At 73.6% G+C, this 22,547-nt stretch carries 21 protein-coding genes; 14 read left to right on the top strand and 7 right to left on the bottom strand.

Annotation, left to right across the window (positions count from 1 at the left end):
* The first annotated feature begins 19 nt into the window (after window positions 1-19).
* From gcvH to FRANEAN1_RS24415, 7 genes are all read left to right on the top strand, one after another.
* Window positions 20-400: a glycine cleavage system protein GcvH gene (gene gcvH / locus FRANEAN1_RS24445; RefSeq protein WP_020462477.1), complete on the top strand. Its 381-nt coding sequence runs from the start codon at window positions 20-22 to the stop codon at window positions 398-400.
* A gap of 409 nt (window positions 401-809) precedes the next feature.
* Window positions 810-1,355: an FHA domain-containing protein gene (locus FRANEAN1_RS24440; RefSeq protein WP_020572244.1), complete on the top strand. Its 546-nt coding sequence runs from the start codon at window positions 810-812 to the stop codon at window positions 1,353-1,355.
* Between the two features lie 16 nt (window positions 1,356-1,371).
* Window positions 1,372-2,187, top strand: coding sequence for a MerR family transcriptional regulator (locus FRANEAN1_RS24435; protein WP_020462475.1), 816 nt, complete (start codon window positions 1,372-1,374; stop codon window positions 2,185-2,187).
* A gap of 159 nt (window positions 2,188-2,346) precedes the next feature.
* Entirely contained in the window at window positions 2,347-2,832 is a 486-nt protein-coding gene (locus FRANEAN1_RS24430; RefSeq protein WP_006540374.1) for a bifunctional nuclease family protein, read from the top strand.
* A 363-nt stretch (window positions 2,833-3,195) separates the two neighbouring features.
* The gene (locus tag FRANEAN1_RS24425; RefSeq protein ID WP_020462474.1) at window positions 3,196-3,822 is read left to right on the top strand and encodes a MerR family transcriptional regulator; all 627 of its coding nucleotides are present in this window, start codon (window positions 3,196-3,198) and stop codon (window positions 3,820-3,822) included.
* Window positions 3,823-3,885: 63 nt separating this feature from the next.
* Window positions 3,886-4,935 carry a daunorubicin resistance protein DrrA family ABC transporter ATP-binding protein gene (locus FRANEAN1_RS24420; protein ID WP_020462473.1) on the top strand — a complete coding sequence of 350 codons (1,050 nt, stop codon included), beginning with the start codon at window positions 3,886-3,888 and terminating at the stop codon, window positions 4,933-4,935.
* Entirely contained in the window at window positions 4,932-5,744 is an 813-nt protein-coding gene (locus FRANEAN1_RS24415; protein WP_020462472.1) for an ABC transporter permease, read from the top strand. The genes FRANEAN1_RS24420 and FRANEAN1_RS24415 overlap by 4 nt, the downstream gene beginning before the upstream one ends.
* Window positions 5,745-5,804: 60 nt before the next feature.
* Here FRANEAN1_RS24415 and FRANEAN1_RS24410 read toward each other — a convergent pair whose 3' ends face one another.
* Window positions 5,805-6,374: a hypothetical protein gene (locus FRANEAN1_RS24410; RefSeq protein WP_347176742.1), complete on the bottom strand. Its 570-nt coding sequence runs from the start codon at window positions 6,372-6,374 to the stop codon at window positions 5,805-5,807.
* Window positions 6,375-6,841: 467 nt separating this feature from the next.
* Here FRANEAN1_RS24410 and FRANEAN1_RS24405 point away from each other — a divergent pair, with 467 nt between their 5' ends.
* From FRANEAN1_RS24405 to FRANEAN1_RS24380, 6 genes are all read left to right on the top strand, one after another.
* Complete coding sequence (locus FRANEAN1_RS24405; RefSeq protein WP_020462470.1) at window positions 6,842-9,733, top strand: FtsK/SpoIIIE domain-containing protein; 2,892 nt, start codon at window positions 6,842-6,844, stop codon at window positions 9,731-9,733.
* A gap of 56 nt (window positions 9,734-9,789) precedes the next feature.
* A complete protein-coding gene (locus tag FRANEAN1_RS24400; protein ID WP_157472782.1) occupies window positions 9,790-11,070 on the top strand; it encodes a hypothetical protein in 1,281 nt (426 codons plus the stop codon).
* 111 nt (window positions 11,071-11,181) lie between these two features.
* Window positions 11,182-11,445: a hypothetical protein gene (locus FRANEAN1_RS24395; protein WP_018499991.1), complete on the top strand. Its 264-nt coding sequence runs from the start codon at window positions 11,182-11,184 to the stop codon at window positions 11,443-11,445.
* Window positions 11,446-11,838: 393 nt separating this feature from the next.
* Complete coding sequence (locus FRANEAN1_RS24390; RefSeq protein WP_020462468.1) at window positions 11,839-13,359, top strand: trehalose-6-phosphate synthase; 1,521 nt, start codon at window positions 11,839-11,841, stop codon at window positions 13,357-13,359.
* A 38-nt stretch (window positions 13,360-13,397) separates the two neighbouring features.
* The gene (locus FRANEAN1_RS24385; RefSeq protein WP_020462467.1) at window positions 13,398-13,640 is read left to right on the top strand and encodes a hypothetical protein; all 243 of its coding nucleotides are present in this window, start codon (window positions 13,398-13,400) and stop codon (window positions 13,638-13,640) included.
* Between the two features lie 92 nt (window positions 13,641-13,732).
* Complete coding sequence (locus FRANEAN1_RS24380; protein ID WP_198145358.1) at window positions 13,733-14,824, top strand: ATP-grasp domain-containing protein; 1,092 nt, start codon at window positions 13,733-13,735, stop codon at window positions 14,822-14,824.
* A 61-nt stretch (window positions 14,825-14,885) separates the two neighbouring features.
* Here FRANEAN1_RS24380 and FRANEAN1_RS24375 read toward each other — a convergent pair whose 3' ends face one another.
* The 4 genes from FRANEAN1_RS24375 to FRANEAN1_RS24360 form a co-directional block, all read right to left on the bottom strand.
* Window positions 14,886-15,437, bottom strand: a complete 552-nt coding sequence (locus FRANEAN1_RS24375; RefSeq protein WP_020462465.1) for a histidine phosphatase family protein — start codon at window positions 15,435-15,437, stop codon at window positions 14,886-14,888.
* Window positions 15,438-15,707: 270 nt separating this feature from the next.
* Window positions 15,708-16,076, bottom strand: a complete 369-nt coding sequence (locus tag FRANEAN1_RS24370; RefSeq protein WP_020462464.1) for a WhiB family transcriptional regulator — start codon at window positions 16,074-16,076, stop codon at window positions 15,708-15,710.
* A gap of 795 nt (window positions 16,077-16,871) precedes the next feature.
* Window positions 16,872-17,255 (bottom strand): rhodanese-like domain-containing protein, encoded by a 384-nt coding sequence (locus FRANEAN1_RS24365; protein ID WP_020462463.1) that lies wholly within the window; start codon window positions 17,253-17,255, stop codon window positions 16,872-16,874.
* A complete protein-coding gene (locus FRANEAN1_RS24360) occupies window positions 17,252-17,887 on the bottom strand; it encodes a cysteine dioxygenase family protein (protein ID WP_020462462.1) in 636 nt (211 codons plus the stop codon). The genes FRANEAN1_RS24365 and FRANEAN1_RS24360 overlap by 4 nt, the downstream gene beginning before the upstream one ends.
* A gap of 618 nt (window positions 17,888-18,505) precedes the next feature.
* Between FRANEAN1_RS24360 and FRANEAN1_RS24355 the strand changes: the two genes are divergently transcribed.
* Window positions 18,506-20,401, top strand: a complete 1,896-nt coding sequence (locus tag FRANEAN1_RS24355) for a GAF domain-containing sensor histidine kinase (protein ID WP_020462461.1) — start codon at window positions 18,506-18,508, stop codon at window positions 20,399-20,401.
* Between the two features lie 85 nt (window positions 20,402-20,486).
* Here the strand turns inward: FRANEAN1_RS24355 and FRANEAN1_RS24350 are convergent, their stop codons facing one another.
* Together FRANEAN1_RS24350 and FRANEAN1_RS24345 are read right to left on the bottom strand one after the other, a co-directional pair.
* A complete protein-coding gene (locus FRANEAN1_RS24350; RefSeq protein WP_020462460.1) occupies window positions 20,487-21,182 on the bottom strand; it encodes a response regulator transcription factor in 696 nt (231 codons plus the stop codon).
* Between the two features lie 98 nt (window positions 21,183-21,280).
* Window positions 21,281-22,492, bottom strand: a complete 1,212-nt coding sequence (locus FRANEAN1_RS24345) for an MFS transporter (RefSeq protein WP_020462459.1) — start codon at window positions 22,490-22,492, stop codon at window positions 21,281-21,283.
* Between the last annotated feature and the right edge of the window lie 55 nt (window positions 22,493-22,547).

The raw sequence follows: 22,547 nt of genomic DNA, 5'->3' as shown, positions 1-22,547 counted from the left end.
ACCGCAGGAGGCGATTCCGGTGTACCCGGACGACCTGAAGTACACCCGTGAGCACGAGTGGGCCCGGGCCGAGGGGAACAGGGTGCGGGTCGGCATCACCGCGTACGCGCAGGAGGCACTCGGCGACATCGTCTTCGTGTCGCTGCCCGAGGTCGGGCAGGCCGTCTCGGCCGGGGAGCCGTGCGGCGAGGTCGAGTCGACCAAGAGCGTCTCCGACATCTACGCGCCCGTCTCCGGCGAGGTCGCGGCCCGCAACGAGGCGCTCGTCGCCGCTCCCGAGCTGGTGAACTCCGACCCCTACGGGGAGGGCTGGCTGGTCGAGGTCACGGTGGTGGACGCGGCCGTCCTCGACGACCTGCTCGACGCCACCGCCTACCGCGAGCACGTCAAGGAGCAGTAGCCGCGCGTGAAGTTCGTGGCCGGCGTGAAGTTCGTGGCCGGACTGTCATTCTGGGACAGGCGTTCCCGGGGCGGGCGCGGTCATTGGGCGGTGCTATGCGCATTGGCCTGACTATGTCCTACCTCGTCCGATGTCAAGTGAAGGGCGGCCACCGCCCGCGTGCGGTGGCGCCACGCCGAACAAACACCCGACGCACCCTTTTCACGACGGTGCGCCTGATGCACTAGCCTCGAAGTGCGCCGTGACGGCATCGGCCGCGGACACCGCCGCGTTCGGCCGTTCGCGCGGGGTGAGTGCCCGGTCACATCGGGTCAGGCCCCTGTCGAGGAACATTCCTGCCGCCGTTAGGGCGGCGGACCGAGCGGCCGGGCTCCCGCCTGCGGGCATCCGGCAGGAAGCGGACGAGACTGTGTTCTGCACGAGGTGCGGCCAGCAGAACCCGTCCGACGCGCTGTACTGCGCGCGGTGCGGGTCGCCTCTGGTGCGTCCGGGCGAGCCCGTGGCGCCGGAGCGACCCGCGGAGCAGACGTCGACGCTCAACCTGGCCGCCGCGCTCTCCGGCATCGAGGGTGACCACGTCGACGAGTCGACCGAGCGCGACGCCGTCGCCGCCGTCGACGCGCTTCCGCCCGGCTCGGCCCTGTTGGTCGTCAAGCGAGGCCCGAACGCGGGCAGCCGGTTCCTTCTCGACGCCGATCTCACCACCGTCGGGCGCCATCCGGAGAGCGACATCTTCCTCGACGACGTCACGGTCTCCCGGCGGCATGCCGAGTTCCACCGGTCGCCCTACACCAAGGGATTCTCCGTGCGTGACGTCGGCAGCCTGAACGGTACCTACCTGAACCGGGAGCGGATCGACTCCGCGGAGCTCACCGGCGGCGACGAGGTCCAGATCGGCAAGTTCCGCCTGGTCTTCCTGACGGGCGCGACCTATGGGGGGGTCGGGGTTCGGTGAACAGGTCCACGACGAGGTGAGCGGCGGCAGCAGTGCCGCGGCGGAACCCATGCGCTCGTCCGGTCGTGCGGAGGAGTCCCGGCCGGGATCGTCGCGGCGGGGCGGCCCGGGACAGCGGCCCGAGGATGCCGCGAAGACCCTGAACATCGGCGAGGTGCTGGACAGACTTCGCACCGAGTACCCCGACATCACCCTCTCGAAGATCCGCTACCTGGAGTCCGAGGGGCTGGTCGAGCCGGCGCGCACCAGCGCGAACTACCGGAAGTACTCGCTCGACGACGTCATGCGCCTGCGGCACGTGCTGCACGCCCAGCGTGAGCGGTACCTCCCGCTGCGCGTGATCAAGGAGGAGCTCGCGGCGCTCGACCGAGGCGACACCCCGCTGCCCCGGACGGGCCCGCGTGCCGTGCCCGACCGGCCGGCTGTCCGCGGCCTGGACGGCCTGCTGGGCGCGGAGCGGGTCCGTCTGTCCCGCCGCGAGCTGCTCGCCGCCAGCGGCCTCGACGACGACTCGCTGGCCGAACTGGAGGGCAACGGGCTCGTCGGCCCGATCGCGGGCGGCGGCTACTACGACTCCGACGCCCTGCTGGTGGCCCGTACCGTGGCCCTGCTCGCGGCGCACGGCGTCCAGGCGCGGCACCTGCGTGCCGCCCGCGCGGCGGCGGATCGTGAGGCAGGTCTCATCGAGGCGGCGGTCGCGCCGCTGCGGTCCGGTCGCCTGGCGGAGTCGGACGGCCGCGCCGCGGAGACCGCCGACGAGCTCGCCACTCTGCTGGTGCGCATGCATGCCGCGCTGTTGCGGACCCGGTTGACCGGCAGCCGGCCAGGCTAGCGGGGCACGGTCACCCAAAACGGCGCCATCTTCCACGGAAAGTGAGAACTGGCGGGCGCGCTGACGCGGGGCGGTAGCGGGGATACTGTCTCCCCGTGGGGTTTTCTGGCTCCGGTCACAGCGTCCCGCCCTACCCCACCTGCGCTAGGAGGTAGATCGGTGCATCGGCTGGACATCGTCGGCGTGCGTGTCGAGCTTCCGTCGAAGCAGCCGATCGTCCTGCTCAAGGAGGTGGGCGGGGAGCGGTACCTGCCAATCTGGATCGGCGCGGTCGAGGCGACGGCGATCGCCTTCGCCCAGGAGGGCATCACCACGGCCCGGCCGATGACCCACGACCTGATGCGGGATGTGCTGCGGGCACTCCAGACGGAGCTGACCCAGGTCACCATCACCGACCTGCAGGACGGAGTCTTCTTCGCCACGCTGGTGTTCGGTAACGGCGTGGAGGTCTCCGCCCGTCCCTCGGACGCGATCGCCCTGGCCATGCGGATGGGCGCGCCCGTGTACGGGGTCGAGGCGGTCCTGGCCGAGGCCGGGATCACCGTCCCAGAGGAGCAGGAACAGGAGCAGGAGAGCGAGCTGGAGAAGTTCCGGGAGTTCCTGGACACCATCTCGCCGGAGGACTTCAACACGCCGGGCTCCTGAACCAGGCTCGGAGGGCCGCGAGGCCCCGGTGCCGCGCCGGATGTGACCCGGGCGGGGTAGCTCGTCCGGTTGGGCGCACACTTGTCCTGGTGCGGCCAGCATGTCCGCTGGACTACGGACACGCCGGCTTGGATCATTGAAGAGACGATGCCCCGCCCTTACGGTCGGGCGAACCGGCTGCCCAGCCGGTTCGCCGGCCGGCGCGGGGATGCGTCGCCGTTCGCCGCCGGTGCGGCGGCCACGGTGCCCCGCCGCCGACACGGCGCGGGCCCGGGCCGGTGGGCGTGTGGCGCGGCGCCGGTGTGGGTGGTGTCGTCAGCGGGCGGGCCGTGAGGCTCCCGGACTGTCCGGAGGATGGGACTGGTGAATGGTGGCACCTCGATCGGAGCAGCCGCGCGGGTGGCGCCGGACGAAGCCGATCCCGCCTGGGTGGATGCCGAGCGGACGACCATGATCGAGCAGGGTCAGCTCTTCGGCGACGAGATCCCGCAGCCGCCCGGTGACGACGTCGGATACCGCGGGCCGACGGCCTGCTCGGCGGCCGGCATCACCTACCGCCAGCTCGACTACTGGGCGCGCACGGGCCTGGTCGTGCCCAGCGTGCGCGGGGCGAGCGGGTCCGGCAGCCAGCGCCTCTACTCATTCCGCGACGTGCTGGTCCTGCGGGTCGTCCGCAAGCTGCTGGAAGCCGGGGTGTCGCTGCAGAACATCCGGGCCGCCGTCGACCATCTGCGGACCAGGGGAGTGGCGGACCTCGCCCACCTGACCCTCATCAGCGACGGCTCGACCGTCTACGAGTGCACATCGGACGACGAGGTGATCGACCTGGTCCGGGGTGGTCAGGGCGTCTTCGCGATCGCGGTCGGGCGGGCACTGGAGGACATGCGCGGCCAGCTCGCGGAGCTGCCCTGCGAGCGCCCCGGCAACCCGGCGGCGACGCACCCCGGCGACGAGCTGGCCCACCGCCGGCGGCGGCGCAGCTCGGCCTGATCGGCACGCCCCGCGGGGAAAAACCGTTGGGGAACTGTCGGTGGCCTGGCGTACGGTCCCCGTGTGACGGATCATCCTGCGGTCCTCGTCGAGGGCCTTCGCAAGAGCTACGGCCGACATACGGCCCTTGCCGGGCTCGACCTCCTCGTCGGGGAGGGCACGGTCCACGGCGTTCTCGGCCCCAACGGGGCCGGCAAGACGACCGCTGTCCGCATCCTGGCCACGCTGCTCGCCGCCGACGGTGGGCGGGCCGAGGTCCTCGGGGTCGACGTGCTGCGCCAGCCGCAGCTGGTCCGTCCCCGGATCGGCCTGACCGGCCAGTACGCGGCCGTCGACGAGCGGCTGACCGGCCTGGAGAACCTGGAGATGTTCGGCCGGCTGTACCGGCTGTCAGCCCGCACCGCGCGGGCGCGGGCGGCCGAGCTGCTCGAGCGCTTCGACCTCGCCGAGGCCGCCGGGCGGCAGGCGAAGACGTACTCGGGCGGCATGCGTCGGCGCCTCGACCTCGCGGCGAGCCTCATCATGGCGCCGGCCGTGCTGTTCCTGGACGAGCCCACGACGGGGCTGGACCCACGCAGCCGCCAGGCGATGTGGCGGGTGATCGCCGACCTCGTGCGCGACGGCACCACCGTGCTGCTCACCACGCAGTACCTGGAGGAGGCCGACCAGCTCGCCGACCGGGTCTCCGTCGTCGACACCGGGCGGGTCATCGCCGAGGGAACCACCGACGACCTCAAGCGCCAGATCGGCGGCGACCGGCTCGACATCACCGTGGCCGAGGGCTGCGACCTCGGCGGTGCCGCCGAGGTGCTGGCCCGGTCCGGTACCGGCGCGGCCACCGTGGACGCCGACGAGCGCCGGGTGAGCGTCCCGGTCTCCGGCGCTGGCATCCTCGCCGAGGTCGTGCGCGGCCTCGACGAGATCGGGGTCACGATCGTCGACGTCGCGCTGCACCGCCCGTCCCTCGACGACGTCTTCATGACCCTGACCGGTCACGGCGCCGCCCCGGCGCGCGGCCCGGCGGGTGCGACCGGCCCCGGCGGGCCGGGCGGTGACGACGGGCCTCCCGGCCCGCGTACCGGCGGCGACGAGCGGGATCTGGTGAAGGCATGACCACTCTCGACCTGACACCCGTCGCGCGTCGGAGCCGGCTGACCTGGGAGCTCCTCGACGCCTGGGTGATGTGCCGGCGCAACCTGATGAAGACCTGGCGGGTGCCCGAGCTGCTGGTCTTCGCGACCATCCAGCCTGTGATGTTCGTCCTGCTGTTCAGCTACGTGTTCGGGGGCGCGATCGACGTCGGCCCGGATCTCGACTACGTCGACTTCCTGATGCCCGGCGTCTTCGTGCAGACAGTGATCTTCGGCGCGATGATGACCGGGATCGGTCTCGCCAACGACAAGGAGGAGGGGCTGATCGACCGCTTCCGGTCGCTGCCGATGAGCCGCTCGGCCCTGCTGACCGGGCGGACACTCGCCGACCTGGTCCGTAACGCCTTCATCATCCTGATCATGCTGTTGGTCGGCCTGGCGGTCGGCTTCCGCTTCGGTGACACCACGGTTCCGGCCATCCTGGCGGGATTCGGCGTGATGCTGATCTTCTCCTACGCCTTCTCCTGGGTGTCGGCGGTGATCGGCATGTCGGTCCGCAGCACGGAGGCGGCACAGTCCGGCGGGATGATCTGGGTCTTCCCGCTCGTCTTCGCCAGCTCCGCCTTCGCCCGGGTCGACACGATGCCGGGCTGGCTGCAGGCGTTCGCCGACCACCAGCCGGTCACCGTCACGGTGGATGCCGTGCGCGCCCTGTTCCTCGGCGGCCCGGTGGCTGACGACCTGCTGCTCTCACTCGCCTGGTGCGGCGGGATCCTGCTGCTGTTCGGGCCGCTGGCCGTCCGGGCCTTCCGGAGGGACGCCGCAGGCTGACGAGGCCGCGAGATCAGGCCGCTCGGATCACGGCAGGGCCGATCGTGGCGGGCCGCGGCCTCAGGTGCGTCCCTCGGTGTCCTGGGCGTTGCCCAGGGTGGGCTCGTAGGCGACCCAGTCGGCGCGCAGTACGGGCCAGCCGTCGGCGCGCAGCAGCTCCACGACCGCCGGGTCGTCGTCGACCACGACGGCGACCCGGCGGTGCGCGCCGAGCCGGCGCAGCTCGGAGCGCTTGAAGATCCGCGCCGGGCGGCGGTCCGCGTCCGGGCGCATCCGTAGCTCGTTGAGGGGCAGCCCCTGTTCCCGCAGCCAGCGCTCGGTCGCGGCCCGGGAACGCTCCGGGCGCCCGGTCAACCAGAGCACCTCGTGGTCGCGGGCGAGCGAGTGCACCAGCTCCACCCCCTCGACCAGGGGCGGATCGACGTCCGCGGCAGCGAAGAACGCGTCCCAGTCACCGGGGCGGGCCCGCAGGAAGCGCAGGCGGTGCCGCACGTCGGCGACCACCCCGTCGACGTCGATGACGGCCAGCGGTCGGTCCGCCGGCGCCTCCGCCGCGGCGGAGGCCTGAAGCGGGCCACCCGCCACGCTGTCGACACCAGCCACGCTGTCCATACCGATCACGCTATCCATGTCGCCCGCACCGCCGCCGCCACCAATGCCGGCCGGGGCCCCGGGGCCTGCCAGCTCGTCCGGTTCCGTCTCCGACCCCGTGTCCAGGCCGGACATGCGCCCCGGATCCGCCACTTGTGTGCCTCCCGTACGGCGTCCACGTCGATGCTCCTCCGCCGGGCCATTGAACACGCGCGACACAGCGGATAAACCGTCGGTGTCCCGGCGGCCATCCGGTACGGTCCAGTTCATCGTCGGGTGTTTCCCACGGTTATCGGCTGAACTGGTCGGAGACACCGGCCGGAGACACCCGGGTGGTCGCCGGTCCCGCATGCGGTGAAACGGCACGACGCGACGCAACGGTCGCTAGCGTGGTGTCCCAGTGACTGATCGCGAGCGGTGATCCGCCGGGTGGCACCAGGTGTCGTGGCGTCGCGGACGCGGCCCGGTCAGGAGACGTTCCGATCGTCTGTCGCGAGGAGGTCGCGGTGTCGGGCACGCGGCGAGCACGCCTGCTCGTCTCCGGCATCACGGAGAGCCTGGAGGCGGCGCTCGCGCTCGCCGACCAGCTCGACGAGCAGTCGACCGAGCTGGCCTCCGGCGCGCTGCCCGTCCCGTCGGCCGCCGCGCTCGACCCGGAGACGCTCGGCGCGGTGCCGGCCGACCTCGCCGGCGATCTCGACCAGGTCGCGCTCGCGCTGAGCGAGGCCGGCGCGCTCGCCCGGCGGCAGGCGCCCGCGTTCGCCGGCGCCGGCTGGGACGCGCCGGAGTGGCGGGGAACACTGCCCGCGGGCGGCGCCGACCCCACGCCCGGGCCACCGGTCCGGCCGGGGCTGTGGCGGCTGGGCCGGATCCTCGTGCCGCCGCTGGCCCGCGGCGAGCGCACCGTCGAGGTGCCGCTGGCGGTGCCACTGCTCGACGCGGGAAACCTCCAGATCGAGACCACCCGCCCCCGCCGCGGCGAGGCGGTCGGCCTGGTCCGCGGCCTGCTCACCCGGATCCTGGCGAGCGTCCCCCCGGGTGGCGTCCGGATCACCGTCTACGACCCGCACGAGCTCGGGGCCGGCCTCGCCGCCTTCGCCCCGCTGCGGGTGGCCGGGGTCGTCGGCCCGACGCTGACCAGCCGCGCGCGCCTCGAGCTCGCCCTCGCCGAGCTCTCCGGCGAGGTCGGCCGGATCACCGTCGAACGCCTCGCCGGCCGGTTCGACTCGCTACGCGAACGGGAGGACGCCGGCCTGCCCCGGTCGGAGCCGTGGCGGCTGCTGGTGCTGCTGGGCTGGCCGTCCCTGCCCGATGAAGCCGCCCGTGCGCTGGACGCGGTGGCCTCTCAGGGCCCCTCGTGCGGGGTGCACGTCATCGCGGTCGTCGAACCCGGGGGCGGTGGGGTCGACGCCCCCGGCGGGCGGGCAGCGGGGCGGCTGCCGAACGCGGAGACGATCACCGCGGTCGAGCTGCTGGCCCTGCGCGGCGAGAGCGACGGCGGGATGCCCGGCGGCTGGCGCACCACCCTGTCCGGCCTGCTCGGCTGCGTCCTGGACGACCCCCCGCCGTCGGTGGTCGTCTCGGACGTCACCGCCCGGGTCGCCGCCGGGGTGGAGCGCGCCGCCGCCCGCGCGCCGGACCTGGGCGGCCTGCTGCCCGCCGGGCTCTGGGAGTACGAGAGCTCGGCCGGGGTCTCCGTCCCGGTGGCGCACGGCCCGGACGGCGAGGTCACCCTCGCCTTCGATGACGACACCGTGCACGGCCTCGTGGGCGGCCAGGCCGGGGCCGGGAAGTCGACCCTGCTGCTCGACGTGGTCTACGGGCTGGCCGCCCGCTACGGCCCGGATCAGCTCCGCTTCCACCTCCTCGACTTCAAGGAGGGCCTGGAGTTCGCCCAGTTCGCCGCGCGTCCGGGCGACCCCTTCTACCTCCCGCACGCCGACACCGTCGGCATCGAGAGCGACCGGGAGTTCGGCGTCGCGGTGCTGCGCGCCGCCCGGGACGAGATGCAGCGGCGCTCGGTGACGATGCGGGCCGTCGGCGCGCGCGACCTGCGCGGGCTGCGTGCCGCCGACCGCAGCTCCGCCTGGCCGCGCACCATGATCGTGATCGACGAGTTCCAGGTCATGCTCACTCCACTCGACGCGGTCGCCCGGGAGGCGGTCGCGCTGCTCGAGGTGATCGCCCGCCAGGGCCGCGCCTACGGGATCCACCTGCTGCTGGCCAGCCAGACGCTGTCCGGCATCGACGCCCTGGACGCGACCGCGGGCAAGCGCGGATCGATCTTCGGCCAGTTCGCGTTGCGCGTCGCGCTGCGGACGTCGATCTCCGAGTCCCGGGTTCTGCTGTCGACCGCGAACGAGGCGGCGGGCGCGTTGTCCGGTGTCGGCGAGGCCATCGTGAACCGACGCAACGGCCATCCGATCGGTAACGAGCACGTCCGGGTGGCCTATCCCGACCCGAAGGTGATCGCCGGGCTGCGGGAGCGGATCGAGGCCCTCGTGGCCCGGGCCGTCCCGCCGATGCGGGCACCGCGGGTGTTCGTCGGCCACGCGCCGGCCGTCCTCGCCGACAACCCGGCCTTCCAGGCGCTGGCCGGGCGGCCGGCGCCGCTGCCCGGGGAGGCGGCGGGGGACCCGCTGGCCTTCGTCGGCGTCCCGCTGGACCTGGCCCCGCCGGCGGTGGGGGTGCGGCTCGCCCGGCTGCCGGGCCGGCACCTGGCGATTCTCGGCCCGCTGCGCCGCGAGGCGGTCGGCATGGTCCAGGCGGCCGCAGTGTCCGTCGGTGCCCAGATGCCGCGCGGCGGGCTGGTCGTCGACGTGGTCGCCGCCGATCCGGCCACGGTGGCCGCGGCCGAGGTCATGGCGGACGTCCTGCGGCGCTCCGGGCATCCCACCCATGTCACGGACGTCACCGGTCTGCGCGGGGTGCTGGGGTCGGCCGCGGCGGAGATCCGGGCCCGGGAGGAGGCCGCGCTGGCCGGGCGGGGCGAGGCCGCCGCGGGCATGCGGCTGATCGTCGTGTTCGCGATGGACGCCGGCCGCGCCGGGCTCGAGGCGCGCGACGACGCGTCGCGCCGGTCCGGCCTCGACGACCTGCGGACGCTGACCCGGCGTGGCCCGGCCACCGGCGTGCACCTGCTCTGCTGGTGGCGGGCGCCGTCCCGGCTCGTCGACGACCTCGGCCCGGGCCACCGGGACGACATCGCGGCCTGGGCGGCGACGGGCCTGCCCGGTGGTGACCTGTTCGGCCTGGCGGGGCACCGTCCGGTCACGGCGGGCACGACGCCGAACCGGGCGGTGCTGTTCGACCGCCACGCCCAGGCCGAGCCGCGCACCGTCGTCCCGTTCGCCCCGCTCGGCACGGGGTCGGCGACCGAGAGCGGAGCGGCGGTGTGAGCGGCGCGCGCCGGCGTGGGGTGAGTGATCCGCCCGAGGCGGGGAATGCGCGGAGGGTGGCTGATCCATATGGACTCTCGACGGGTCCCGACGCTGCCGGGGCGGGTGCCAGCGGCGGGCTGGGGCCTCCCGACCCCGGCTCCGGTCCCGATCCCAACCTCGGCCACGGGCGGGGGAACGGGAGCGTGAGCGGCGGCGGGAGCGCCCCGGGGGCGGGCGGGACGATCGGCTCCGGCCTCGCCGAGATCCCGGAGGGGCCGCTCGTGCCGACCATGCCCTCAGGCGCCACCGCTCCCACCTCCCGGTCCGGCTCCGCCGCGGCCGTGCCGCCCCGGCCCGGCGCGTTCGTGCCGCGGGAGCTCGACCATCCGCTGGTAGCGGCCAACCGGTACCGGGAGCTGATGGGGGCCTCCGACGCGGTGCGGGCCCGGCTGGCAGAGAGCCTCGCCGCCCGCCAGGAGGGGCACGACGTGATCGCCCGCCGGCACCGCTCGGCAGCCGACGACATCCGCACACGCATCGGAGTCGTCTGGGGGAGCGTCGGCGGGTCGCTGGCCCCGCACGGCCTGGGCGAGCTCGACCAGGTGCGCCCCCGCAGGGGCGAGGGGCCCGACCTCGAGGCCGTCTACCAGCGGTACGCCGGCGATCTGGACGGGCTCGACCGCGGCCGCGGCGGCCGTCCCACGGCTGTGACGATCGACGCGGCGGGCGGCCGCCGCGCGGCGCGCGGCGCGCGGGCCCGCGGTGTCGACGAGCAGCCCTCCATGGGCCAGCGCGGCGGGAAGCGGCTCGGCGCGGCGTCCGGCGGCCAGCTGTCCGGCCGTGGGTCCCGCGGCCGGGCGCCGGCTGCCGACGGCCTGGTCGGCGCCGACGGCCTGGTCGACCCGGAGCGGGCGAAGAAGCTGGCCTACCGGCTGTGCCTGGAGGTGATGGCCCGCTCCGCCGAGCTGCGCGCGGTGACGAAGGGCGCCTCCGGGATGTCCGCGGGGCTGGTCACCGCCCTGTGCTGCGCGCTCGGCGGCGCGCTGACGGTGGCGGCCCGGGTGTTCGTGGCGGCGCCGGCCCTGCCGTGCCTCGCCGCGGCCGGGGGAGTGGGCGCGATCGCGGTGGTCGCGGCCACCGGCTCGTCCGCGGCGGCCGCGGTGCGCAGTGCCCTGCTCGCCGCGGCGTCGGCGGCGGTCGCCGTCTTCGCCACGTTCGGTTTCGTGCCCATCGAGCCGGCGGGGGCCATCGGCTCGCTGGCCGTGCTCGCGCTCGCGCTGCGGTTCGGGCTGGGCTTCGGCGCGGTCACCGGCTCGTCCAAACCCACCGGCCAGGGCGGATCCGGGCGGCGCTGAGGCCGGGGCCGGGCAGCCCGCGCCGGTGCGGGGACCAGCCGGTGCGGGGACCAGCCGGTGAGAGGACCCAGCCGGTGAGAGGACCCAGTCGGTCAACGAACGGAGTGCACGGTGGCAGGGACGATCGCCGACGTCAAGGCGCAGCTCGACGAGGCGTTCCGGCGGACGGAAGATGTGACGGGCCAGCTCGAGGGCGCGCTCAACATGATCGAGGAAGCGCAGGCGATGGTCGTGGCGGCCACCGACGGCAGTGAGCACCTCGCCGTCGAGCAGCTCACCAGTGCGCTGGTCGAGACCAGGGACAGCCTGGAGAACGCGCTCGCCGCGCTCGGCAACGCCGTCCAGGAGGTCAAGGTCTACCGCGACGGTCTGTGACCGGTGGCGTACCACCGGCCCGGATCCGGCGTGGTGTCGGACACACTGCCGGTGGGACCGGTGTCGGCGGGGGAGAACCGCGGCGCGCGGTGCGGCCGGACCGGCCGGGCATGTGCACTGGTCGCGCAGTGGTGCGTACGCGGACGAACTGGTCGGGGTCCGTGCCACGGAGACCCGCACGCGCTGTGCGGTGGTGGTAACCCGCCGGGTGTCCGGGTAACAACGTCCTGGCCGGGCGGCAACGCGGTGCATCCGGTAGCCAGGCTCACTACAGTCCGGATTGTCCCGTGCGCCCGACCCTTCGGCGGGCCGTGGCCGACAGTGCCCACATTGCCGGCCGTGCGCCGACCGACGGTGCCGGGCACCATGACGACCAGGAGGGCTTCTTCCGCCGTGTCGGACATCGACCTGCTCGATCTTCCGCTGGTTCTGCTGTCCAACCGAGGTCCTGTCAGCTTCGATCGTGACGCGTCCGGCCGGACCGTCAACCGTGGCGCCGGCGGGCTGGTGTCCGCGCTGTCCGGCCTCGCCGAGCACCTCGACGACGCGGTCTGGGTGTGCGGCGCCGCGACCCCCGAGGACGCCGCCGTCGCCGGTGAGAACGACGGCGGCGCGATCCTGGTGCAGACCCAGCCGACCCCGCACGTCGTCGAGGGGCAGCCGGACGGCCCGTCGATCAGGGTCCGGTTGGTGGTGACCGATCCGGACGCCTACGCCGACTTCTACAGCGTCTGGTCGAACCCGATCCTGTGGTTCATCCAGCACGGCCTGTACGGCCGGTCGCTGGCTCCGGTGCTCACCCGGGCCGAGCACGACGCGTTCGAGAACGGCTACGCCGCGGTGAATCGGGCCTACGCCGACGCCGTCGCCGACGAGGTTCAGTCCCGCGGCGGCAAGGCGCTGGTGCTGCTGCAGGACTACCACTTCTACCTGGTGGCCGAACACGTCCGCGAACAGTGCCCCGATGTGGTTCTCACCCACTTCGTGCATATTCCGTGGCCGGGCCCGGACGAATGGCGCGTGCTGCCCGGGAACATCCGGGAACGTCTGCTGCGCGGCCTGCTCGGCAGTGACGTCGTCGGCTTTCACACCCGCCGTTACGCCCGGAACTTCGTGCTGTGCGCCGGCGAGCTGCTCGGCCTGCCGATCAACCTCGACGACCTGACCGTCACGGTGAACAACCGGGTGGTGAGCGCCCGCTACTATCCGATCTCCGTCGACCCGGCGGCCCTCGACGCCACGCTGGCCAGCGAGGACGTCGCCGCCCACATGGCGATGCTGCGCTACGTGTTCCTCGACGAGGACCGCCAGCTCGTGCTCCGGGTGGACCGCACCGACCCCAGCAAGAACGTGGTGCGCGGTTTCCTGGCCTTCGGCACCCTGCTCGACCAGCATCCCGAGCTCGTCGGGCGGGTCAGCTTCCTCGCGCTGCTGCAGCCGAGCCGGACCGACGTCCCGGAGTACGCCGACTACATCGCGCTGATCGGCGCGGTCGTCGCTGAGATCAACGCCAAGCACACCAAGGAGGGGCGCCAGCCCATCGATCTCCGCATGGTGGAGGACTTCGCGCTGGCGGTCGCCGCCTACTCGATCTGTGACGTGCTGATGGTCAACGCCATCGCCGACGGCATGAACCTCGTGGCCAAGGAGGTCGCCGTCGTCAACCGGCGCGGCGGCGTGCTCGCGCTGTCCGAGATGGCCGGGTCGCACGAGGAGCTGGGTGAGTTCGCCGTCACGCTGCACCCGTTCGACGTCCAGCAGATGGCCGACGCCCTCTACACCGCGCTCACGATGCCGATGGAGGAGCGGCACCGCCGGCTCGCCGCGGCCGCCGAGCAGGTCCGCACGCACGACGTCCGGCGATGGCTCAACGACCAACTGGCGGATCTGCGTCACCTGGCTGGATTCTCCTGAGACGTTCCCGGGCGGGTACGCTCGGCGGGAGGTCGGGCATGGTTACCGTGGACGACACGGTTACCGCAGACCACAAGACAGGAGTGGACGTGTCGGAGACCGGTCATGTGAAGGCCAACGTGGGGTCCTGGGCGGCGGTGTACATCCTCATCGCCGGCTTCGTCCTCGGGACCCTCGCGCTGATCCTCGGTTCGGTGCCCCTGTGGATCGCCACCGGTGTGGCGATCGTCGCGGGTGCCGCCATCGGCCTGGCCTCCAACATCATGGAGCAGGCGTACTGAGCGCGGCGCGCCTCTGGTTCAACCAGACCTGGCGCGGCACCTACCAGCTCATCGGGCTGCTGCGGGACGGAGCCGGCCCCGGCCGGCTGACGGTGCTCGGTTCCCACCAGATCCCGAGCACCCCGTTCCTGCAGGCCTGCGACGCCGTCATCGACGAGCCACCGGGCGAGGGCGACGAGTTCGTCGAGCAGGCACTGGCGGCGTGCCGCCGGCACGGGATCGACGTGTTCGTCCCCGGGCGCAACATGTTGGACGTCGCCGCCCGGGTCGGCGAGTTCGAGGCCGCCGGAGTGCGGGTCATGTGCTCCCCAGCCGCCTCGGCGCGGATCTTCACTACCAAGTCCGGGCAGTACGCGGCGATGGCGGCCCGTGGCCTGCCGGTGCCCCACACCCGGACGGTGACAACCTTCGCGGAGTTCGAGGCCGCCTGCGACGAGCTGTCGGCCGCGGGCTGCACGGTCTGCGTCAAACCGGACGTCGACCACGGCGGCCAGGGCTTCCGGATCATCGACGGGGACGCCGAGCGCCTGACGGCGCTGTTCGAGCCGCCGTCGGTGCGGGTCAGCCCCGCCACCATGGAACGCATCCTCGGCCGGGCCGGCAGCTTCCCCGCCCTCGTCGTGGGCGAGTTCCTGGACGGGCCGGAGTTCAGCGTCGACGTGCTCTCCCGCCCCGCTCCCGGCACGAGCCCCGCTCCCGGGGCGGGCCCGGTGGCGATGCCCGGCAGTGTCCTGGCGGCGGTGCCGCGGGGCAAGGACGGCCTGCCCTGGACCCGCAACCTGCGGGCGGACGCGGCCGTGACGGAGCTCGCCACCCGCGTCGTCGAGGAGTTCGGGTTGGCGTACCTGAACAACGTCCAGGTCCGCTACCGCAGAGCCACGCCGGTGCTGCTCGAGGTCAACACGCGGGCCGCCTCCGGGACCTACCAGTCGGCGGCGGCCGGGCTGAACCTGCCCTGGCTCGCGCTCGCGCTCCTGCTCGGGGAGCCGGTAGAGGTGGGCTCGCCGGACCTCCCGCAGACGCTCATCGCCTACAACGAGGCGATGGTCATGCGCCCGCTCGACCGCCTCTCGCCGCGCCCGCGTGGTCACGGCGTGGCCCGGGACGCCGCCCGTCGGCTGGGCTCGGCCGCCGGCCGGGTGCACCGCCGCAGCACCGGCCCCGACCGAGCCCAACCCGCCTGACGGCCCGGCCGGCCCCCTGCTGGTGCCAGTCGCTTGCCGGTGCCAGTCGTTCCCTGGCGGCTCAGTCGTCCGCCGGGTCCCCGGGGGTGCCGGCGGACGTCCGCAGGGAGCGCGGGGTGACGAAGTCGAGCAGCCTCGTCGTGGCCGGGCCGAGCTCGGCCCAGCGCGGCACCGAGGGGTCGTGCACGGCCAGCGCCGCCGTCGGGAACGTCGGCACGCGGTGCCGCTCGGACGGGGCGAGCAGCCCCACCGCGAGCGTGTGGATGCCCGGGTTGTGGCCGACCAGCAGCACGGTCGGGACACCGTCGTCGATCTCCCGCAGCCGGGCCAGCAGGTCGTTCGCCTCGGCCAGGTAGAGCCGGTCCTCCACCAGCACCGGGACGTCGCTGGGCAGCGCGTCGGCCAGGTGCTCCACCGTCTCGCGGGTGCGCACGGCGGACGAGCAGAGCACGAGGTCGGGCTCGAGACCGGACGCGGCCAGGTAGTCGGCGACCAGCGCGATACCGCGGCGCCCCTTCTGGGAGAGCGGGCGGTCCTGGTCACGGACCTCCGGGTCGGACGTCCAGTCGGACTTGGCGTGCCGCAGCAGCAGTAGGCGCGAGGTGGGCCTCACCGCGCGGCCTCGGCACGCGCGAACCCGTCGCCACCGGACACCATGGTCCTCCCCGTCTGTCGCCTGTCGAACGCCCGTCGAACGCGCCGGCACAGGCGCCGTGACGACTCGCAGACTGCCCATCGCCGGAGGTCTCCGTCAATGCCTTCGTTACGCCGCTCACCGGCCTGTGGTCTCGATGTGGTGGCGTGAGGCGTCCGACGAGGACGGCCCGGTCATCGCCGGGGGGGGACGATGACCGGGCCGGAGGACGTGCGGCCCGTGGCCGGGTCAGCTCGCGACGGCGATGGAAAGCAGGAGGCGGTCCGCGGCGGCGAGCGCGTCGTCCGCGCTGAGCCGGCCCCGCGGGACGAGGGCGGAGCGTTGGTCCGAGGTCAGCCCGCCCCAGACCCCGTGCTCCTCCTGGCGGAAGATCGCGGTGGCCAGGCAGGCCCGCTGCACCGGGCAGTCGGAACAGATCTTGCGGGCCCGGGTCTCGGCGGCCGCGCGTGCTTTGGTGTTGCGCCCGTCCGGCGGGAAGAAGGCGTCCGGGTCGCCGTCGCGGCACGCGGCGTCCTGGCGCCAGTAGACGGGCCAGCCCTCGCCGAACGGCTGCGGCGGGAGGTCGCGACCGGGAAGTACGGGTACGCCGGCACTCATCGGTTGCCTCCCTCGCGGACGGAATCGGACGGCGACAGGGACATGGGTGCGGCGGGGCTACCGACCGGTAGCATGCCGGGCTGACTGGGCATACCGTCTCCTGCTGACGTTGCAAAGGCGGACAGGTGCGCTGCGGTAACGCACGTCCGGCGTAGCGCCATACACCGGACAGGCGGGCCTACCAGCACGAGTCGAGAAGCCCCCAGGTGCTTCCCAACAGTGCGCCCGGCGTGTACTCGGAGCCCCGCTCGGAAACGATCCCGTCTCGTCTCGTTAACCGAGGAACGTAGACTTCTCTCGACCGGATAGCAAGGGTTCCGGAACGCCGACGTCCGGATCTCTCCGGGCCCCCCGATTGGTGGTGCTCCGGGGCGGCGGACCTCACCTTCCCAGGTCCATGGCGGTTACGTCACCGTTTCCGCGCGCGCTGTGCGCTAGGTCTCCCAGGCATACAAGCGGCTGCTGTACAGGCATTCTGTAGAGGCAGCAAGATCAGTGTGACGGCACCGTGGCGGTGAGATGTCGGTGCAGGGAGCGCCGGTCGGGCGTGGTCGGAGGCCGCCTCCGGAGCGGGTTGCCGGCAGGTAAAAAAGGTACAAAATGCCGCCGGATTCCGGATGCCGTCGCTCATCGGCCTTGAAATGTGCTCAGGACCACATGAGGGTACCGTGGGTTTGAAACGTATCAACAGGCCGGCGGCCGGGCAGCCGGCGCTCAGCTCAGCTCAGATCGGATCGGATCGGCCGGCGATCGACTCGAGCTCAGTCGGCGGTCCGCCGGCGGTTGGGCTGGAGATCAGCTGGTGGTCGGCAGGCCCGCCGCCGCCCAGGCGTGGAACCCGCCGATCACGTCGGTCGCCGCGGGTAGGCCCAGGTCCTGGAGTGAGGCGGCGGCCAGGCTGGAGGTGTAGCCCTCGGAGCAGATCACGATCGGCACGATGTCGCCGCCGGTCGCGAAGGGGGCCCGGGCTTCGCAGGTCGGGTCGAGCCGCCATTCGAGCACGTTGCGTTCGATCACCACGGCGGCCGGGATCGAGCCCTCGGCGGCCCGCTGGGCCGCCGGCCGGATGTCGATCAGGATGGCGCCGTCGGCCAGCGCCGCCGCGGCCTGCTCGGGGGTGAGGCGGCGCAGCCGGGCACGGGCCGCGCCGAGCATCGCGTCGACCCGGCTCTCGCTCATGCCGGGACCACCGCGGCCATGCCCCGCGACTCCCGCGACTCCCGCGACTCGCGGGGCATGGGCGGCACCTCCGCCGTGGCCCGGGCGGCCGCGCTCGGTTCCGTCCGCCGGGCGAGGTCCGGCGCGTACCGCAGCGGCAGCTCGGGCGGCGAGTAGGCGTGGATCGTGGTGGCCAGGCCGTGCCCGCGGTTGACGATGCGGTGGACGTGATCCGGCCGGAAGACGGCGAGCGCCCCCGCCCCGTGCCGGTGCGTCCGGGTGATCTGCCAGTCGGGCCCGCACTCGTCCTCGTCCACGGCGCCCTCGGCGACGGCGAGCGCCCCCAGCGCGCCGCCGTGATCGTGGATCTCCGTCCGCTGCCCCGGGTACCAGCCGATGAGCCACACCTCGACGGCGCCGGACAGCAGCAGGCGGGTGTACCAGCGGCTGTCCGGGTCGTGCCGGACGAGCGGCCGCCAGGCGAGGTCGGCGCCCGCCAGCCGGCCGACCAGTTCGCGCAGGTCCGCGAGGCCGAGAGTCATCGGCTCGTCGACGAGAAACCGGTCCGGCACGAGTGGCGCGACGCGGGGCGACGTGGCCTCATGCGTGGCCGCCACAGCCGGACGGAGCAGCGCAGGGTGGATCAGCGGCATCGGTGCCTCCTTGCACGAGTGCCACGCGCGACGCGAGTGCTGGCGGGCGGACGTCACGCAGGTGACGCCATCGCGGACACGTCGAACGCATCGGTGGGTCGAACGCATCGGTGAGCGGAGTGAAGAGGCCTCGTGCCGACAGCCGGCGCCGGGCGCAGGCGGGGCGGCTCCCAACCGGCCGTCGACGTCCCCGGCTGACCGGCGCTTCCCGCAGACCGGCGCGCATGCGCGGGCGGGCCGCGGCCGGTGACCGGCCCCGGGGCATCGGGTGCGGTGGCTGGGATCAGCCCCGGGGTGCGGGCTGGTGGCTTCGGCGTGCCTCTTCGGGACGCCCCGCGGCGTCAGGCCTTGCGGGGCGGGCGGGACGGGCCTGGCGGGCGGCGGGCAACAGCCCGCCGGCGGTCAGACCCGGGTCGTACAGGCCGCGGTGACGACCCTGCTCAGGTCGGTCACGCGGTCGCTGTGCAGCAGGAAGCCCGGTACGGCCATACGAGGGACTCTACGCCATCCCGGTGCCCCGCTCGTGGCAGGGAGGAGTCCGCCGGATACGCGGGGAGTCCCCCGGGGGGGTCATGTGCTCGTTATCGTCACGGGAGGCGATCGGACGGGAGGCGTGGGATGGTCCAGACCGGCGCCGGCCCAGATGCGCCGGCGACCAGCAGCGCCGAGCCGCGGACGCTCGGCGGCGCCGGCCGTCGCCTCAAGCCCGGGCCGAGGTCGGAGGTCTACGCGGTGCAGAGCCGGATGCGCGGCCTGCTCGACGCCGTGGTCGATGTCGCGCGCGAGCTGAGCCTGCCAGTGACGCTACGCCGGATCGCGCAGGCGGCCCGCTCCCTGGTGGACTGCGAGCTCGGCGCGCTCGGGGTCCTCGGCCAGGACGGCGCCATCACCGAGCTGATCGCGGTCGGCCCGGGGGAGGAGGTTCCCCGCGACATCGCCCGGATGCCGCCCGGCCGCGGCCTGATCGGCGAGCCCGGGGGCGGCCCCCACCCGGGCGGGAACGCACCGCGGGTGGGCACCGCCGTCGTCGCGCCGGAGACGCTCGGCTTCCCGCCCGGCCGGCCTCGTTTCACCACGTTCCTCAACGTCCCGATCGCCGTCCGCGGGGAGGCGTTCGGCAACCTGTACCTGGTGGGCAAGCGCGGCCCCGAGTTCACCCAGGAGGACGAGGACCTGGTCGAGGCGCTCGCCGCGGCCGTCGGCTTCGCCATCGAGAACGCCCGCCTTTACGAGGCCACCCGGCGGCGCCAGGCCTGGCTCACCGCGAGTGCCGAGATCACCACGGCGCTGCTGTCGGTGGCCGAGCCCGTCGACGCGTTACGGCTGGTCGCCCGGCGTGCCAGGCAGATCACCTCGGCCCTGCTCGCCGCGATCGTGCTCCCGGTGAACAGCGCGGAGGCGGCCCGGCCCGGCCGCTTCGGCGTCCGGCCCCGCCGGCCCGCCGCGCGGGCCGGCGGGGCCCCGAGGTCGCTGGAGGTGGCCGTCGTCGACGGTCCGCTCGCCGAGCAGTTGCGGGGGCGGATGCTGCCCGAGCGGGTCGGGCTGTTCAAGATCATGAAGGCGGGCCGGGCGGTGCTCGTCCCCGCCGAGCGCGCCGATCCCGCCGCGCACAGCCTGCTGGGCGAGGCCGTCGACGGCCTGGTGATCGGCACCGTGATGGTCATCCCGCTGTTGGCCGCCGGGCGGCCGCTGGGGGTGCTCATGCTCACCGCGGCCCCGGGCGCGGTCCCGTTCGGCCAGCTCGACCTGGAGATGGCGGCGGCGTTCGCCGGTCAGGCCGCGCTCGCCCTGGAACTCGCCCGCGTGCAGTGGGACAGGGAACGCCTCGCGGTGTTCGAGGAACGCGACCGCATCGCCCGCGACCTGCACGACGTCGTCATCCAGCGGCTGTTCGCCACCGGTCTGCAGATGCAGGGCCTCGCCCGGGTGATCGACGAGGGCGCCGCGGTGCGGCTCAACGACGCCGTCCGCGAGCTGGATCAGACGATCGCCGACATCCGCCATACGATTTTCTCGCTGACGGCGTCCGCCGGCGCCGTCGACCTGCGGGCCGAGATCGCCGGAATCGTGTCACAGGCCGAGCAGGCGCTGGGCATCCGGCCCACGGCCCGCATCGACGGCCCGGTCGACCGCGGTATCCCGGAGGTGATCCATCCGCACCTGCTGGCGGCCATCCGTGAGGCGCTGTCGAACATCGCACGGCATGCCCGGGCGACCCGCATCGAGGTGCTGGTGCGGGTCACCAACACCGACGTCTCGGTGCAGGTGCGCGACGACGGCTGCGGCCCGGGTGGCGCGTCGCGCAGCAGCGGCCTGACGAACCTGCGCCGCCGGGCGCTCGACCTCGGCGGCCGGATGGAGTTCGGCCCAGGCGAAGACGGCATCGGCACGACGGTGACCTGGTACGTGCCGCTGGTTCAGCCCATCCCGCCACCGCGCGCGCTGCCGCGGGCCGGGGACACCCCCGCCCCGCGACTCGGCGTCGGGCCCGCGGAGGGGCCTGGTGGGCCCTGAACCGGTCCGGCGGCGGTTGCCCCAGCGGTGCTTCCCCGTCAGGCGCCCCAGCGGCCAGTCAGGGCCGGGGCTCCCACGCCGGCTGTCAGGACGACAGCTTGGTGGCGAACACGGCCGCCTGCGTGCGGCTCTCCATCCCGAGCTTGGACAGCATGCTCGACACGTAGTTCTTGACCGTCTTCTCCGCCAGGAACATGCGGGCGGCGATCTGCCGGTTCGTGAGCCCCTCGGCGATCAGCGCGAGGATCCGCCGCTCCTGGTCGGTGAGGCCGGCGAGGCGCTCGTCCTCCACCGGCCCCTCGCGCAGCCGGAACAGCACCCGGGAGGTGACCGCCGGGTCGAGCAGGGACTGGCCGGCGGCCACCTGGCGCACCGCGTCGACCAGCGCGGTGCCCCGGATCTGCTTCAGGACGTAGCCCGCGGCCCCGGCCATGATCGCGGTGAACAGGGCGTCCTCGTCGTCGAACGAGGTGAGGATGAGGCAGGCGATCTCCGGATCGTGCGACCGGACGTGCCGGCACACCTCGATCCCACTGCCCTCCTGTAGCCGCGCGTCCAGGACGGCGACGTCCGGGCGCAACATGATGATGTCCGCGATCGCCTCGTCGGCGCGCCCGGCCTCGCCCACCACGACGATGTCGGATTCCTCGGAGAGCAGGTCACGCAGCCCGCGGCGGACGACCTCGTGGTCGTCGAGAAGGAAGACGCGGATGGAGCCCGCCCGCGACTGCTGGGCGGGCGTCACGCCGGCCTCGGAACTGCCCGTTGATACCTCTGACACCGTTGACTCCGCCCGACCCCGCTGTCGTTGAAGAACGTCGCTGTATGTCACGTGCAGCATGCAGATTATAACTCTGGTGAACGGCTGGTTAGCCGGGTTCAATCGTTGTGTGGACGATGATCCACCAGTCGACCTGAGGAGAGCGGGCGGCGGCCGGTCAGCGCGGCTGAACCGATGAGAACACCGGCCCCCGCGGTCACCAGTAATCCGCGGTGCGCGCCCCCGCCGTCCACCAGACTGCCGGCGACCGGCGCCCCGACGGCTATCCCGCTGACGACCGCCATGGTGAGCCAGGCGAACCCCTCGGTACGCGCCCCAGCGCCGACCAGGCGCTCGACCACCGCGTTGCCGCTGATCAGAGTGGGGGAGACGGTCGCCCCGGCCAGCAGCGCGAGCGGGATCATCAGCTCGAGGGTCACCCCGGCCAGTGGCAGGGCCATCCCGACCGCCATCACGGCCGCGGCGAGCAGGAACCGGCCGGACAGGGGCCGGGTGTGCGCCCGCGCGCCGTACACGAGGCCGGAGACGGCCGACCCGGCCGCGAACAGCCCGAGCAGCACCCCGCCCACCGCGGCGAGCCCCTCCTCCCGGGCGAAGGCGACCATCGACACGTCCACCCCGCCGAACGCGATGCCGATGCACAGGAAGATCAGCAGCAGTGTACGGGTGCCCCCGTCGCGCAGCATGCGGGCGCTGGCGGCCGCGCCACCGCCGCGCGGCCCCGGATCGCTCTCCCGCAGCGCGATCAGCGCACCGGTGCCCGTCGCCAGGAAGACCATCGACGCGACCAGGCCGGCGGGCGGCGCGATCAACACCGCCAGCAGCGTCACCAGGGTGGGGCCGAGGACGAACACCACCTCGTCGAGCGCCGACTCGAGCGCCAGCGCGGTGCCGAGCAGCTCCCCGCCGCCGAGCCGGGCACTCCACCGCGCGCGGACGCAGGCGCCCACCGGGGGCAGCAGACCGCCGGCGACCGCCGACGCGGTGAACCACACCGGACGCGGCGCGCCGGCGGTCACCGCCACGGTCAGCGTGGTCATCGCCGCCAGATGACCGGCCAGGCAGCCGGACAGCACCCGGGCCTGCCCGAACCGGTCGAGGGCCCGCCCGAGGCGCGGGGCGAGCAGCGCCTCACCGACGGCGCCGGCCGCCGCGACCGCCCCGCCCACCCCGTAGGAACCGGTCTCGGCCTGGACGAGCAGCACCGTCCCCACGGAGACCATGGCGATCGGGAGCCGGCCCAGGAACGCGGCGGGGACGAAGCGGGCGGCACCCGGCGTGGCCAGGGCGCGGTGATATGCGATTATCATAGCCGCATCAACGGTGCCGTATCACCAGGCTCGTCACCAGCGGTTTTTCCCCACA

The sequence above is a fragment of the Parafrankia sp. EAN1pec genome, assembly GCF_000018005.1.
Taxonomy (GTDB): Bacteria; Actinomycetota; Actinomycetes; order Frankiales; family Frankiaceae; genus Parafrankia; species Parafrankia soli.
This window is presented reverse-complemented; position numbering and strand designations above follow the sequence as displayed.

What these genes read in the sequence shown, in the direction of transcription:
- FRANEAN1_RS24415 (WP_020462472.1), top strand. Translation starts at nt 4,932, where the DNA reads ATGACCACTCTCGACCTGACACCCGTCGCGCGTCGGAGCCGGCTGACC.
- FRANEAN1_RS24345 (WP_020462459.1), bottom strand. Translation starts at nt 22,492, where the DNA reads ATGATAATCGCATATCACCGCGCCCTGGCCACGCCGGGTGCCGCCCGC.
- FRANEAN1_RS24355 (WP_020462461.1), top strand. Translation starts at nt 18,506, where the DNA reads ATGGTCCAGACCGGCGCCGGCCCAGATGCGCCGGCGACCAGCAGCGCC.
- FRANEAN1_RS24385 (WP_020462467.1), top strand. Translation starts at nt 13,398, where the DNA reads ATGGTTACCGTGGACGACACGGTTACCGCAGACCACAAGACAGGAGTG.
- FRANEAN1_RS24410 (WP_347176742.1), bottom strand. Translation starts at nt 6,374, where the DNA reads ATGGATAGCGTGATCGGTATGGACAGCGTGGCTGGTGTCGACAGCGTG.
- FRANEAN1_RS24360 (WP_020462462.1), bottom strand. Translation starts at nt 17,887, where the DNA reads ATGCCGCTGATCCACCCTGCGCTGCTCCGTCCGGCTGTGGCGGCCACG.
- FRANEAN1_RS24365 (WP_020462463.1), bottom strand. Translation starts at nt 17,255, where the DNA reads ATGAGCGAGAGCCGGGTCGACGCGATGCTCGGCGCGGCCCGTGCCCGG.
- FRANEAN1_RS24370 (WP_020462464.1), bottom strand. Translation starts at nt 16,076, where the DNA reads ATGAGTGCCGGCGTACCCGTACTTCCCGGTCGCGACCTCCCGCCGCAG.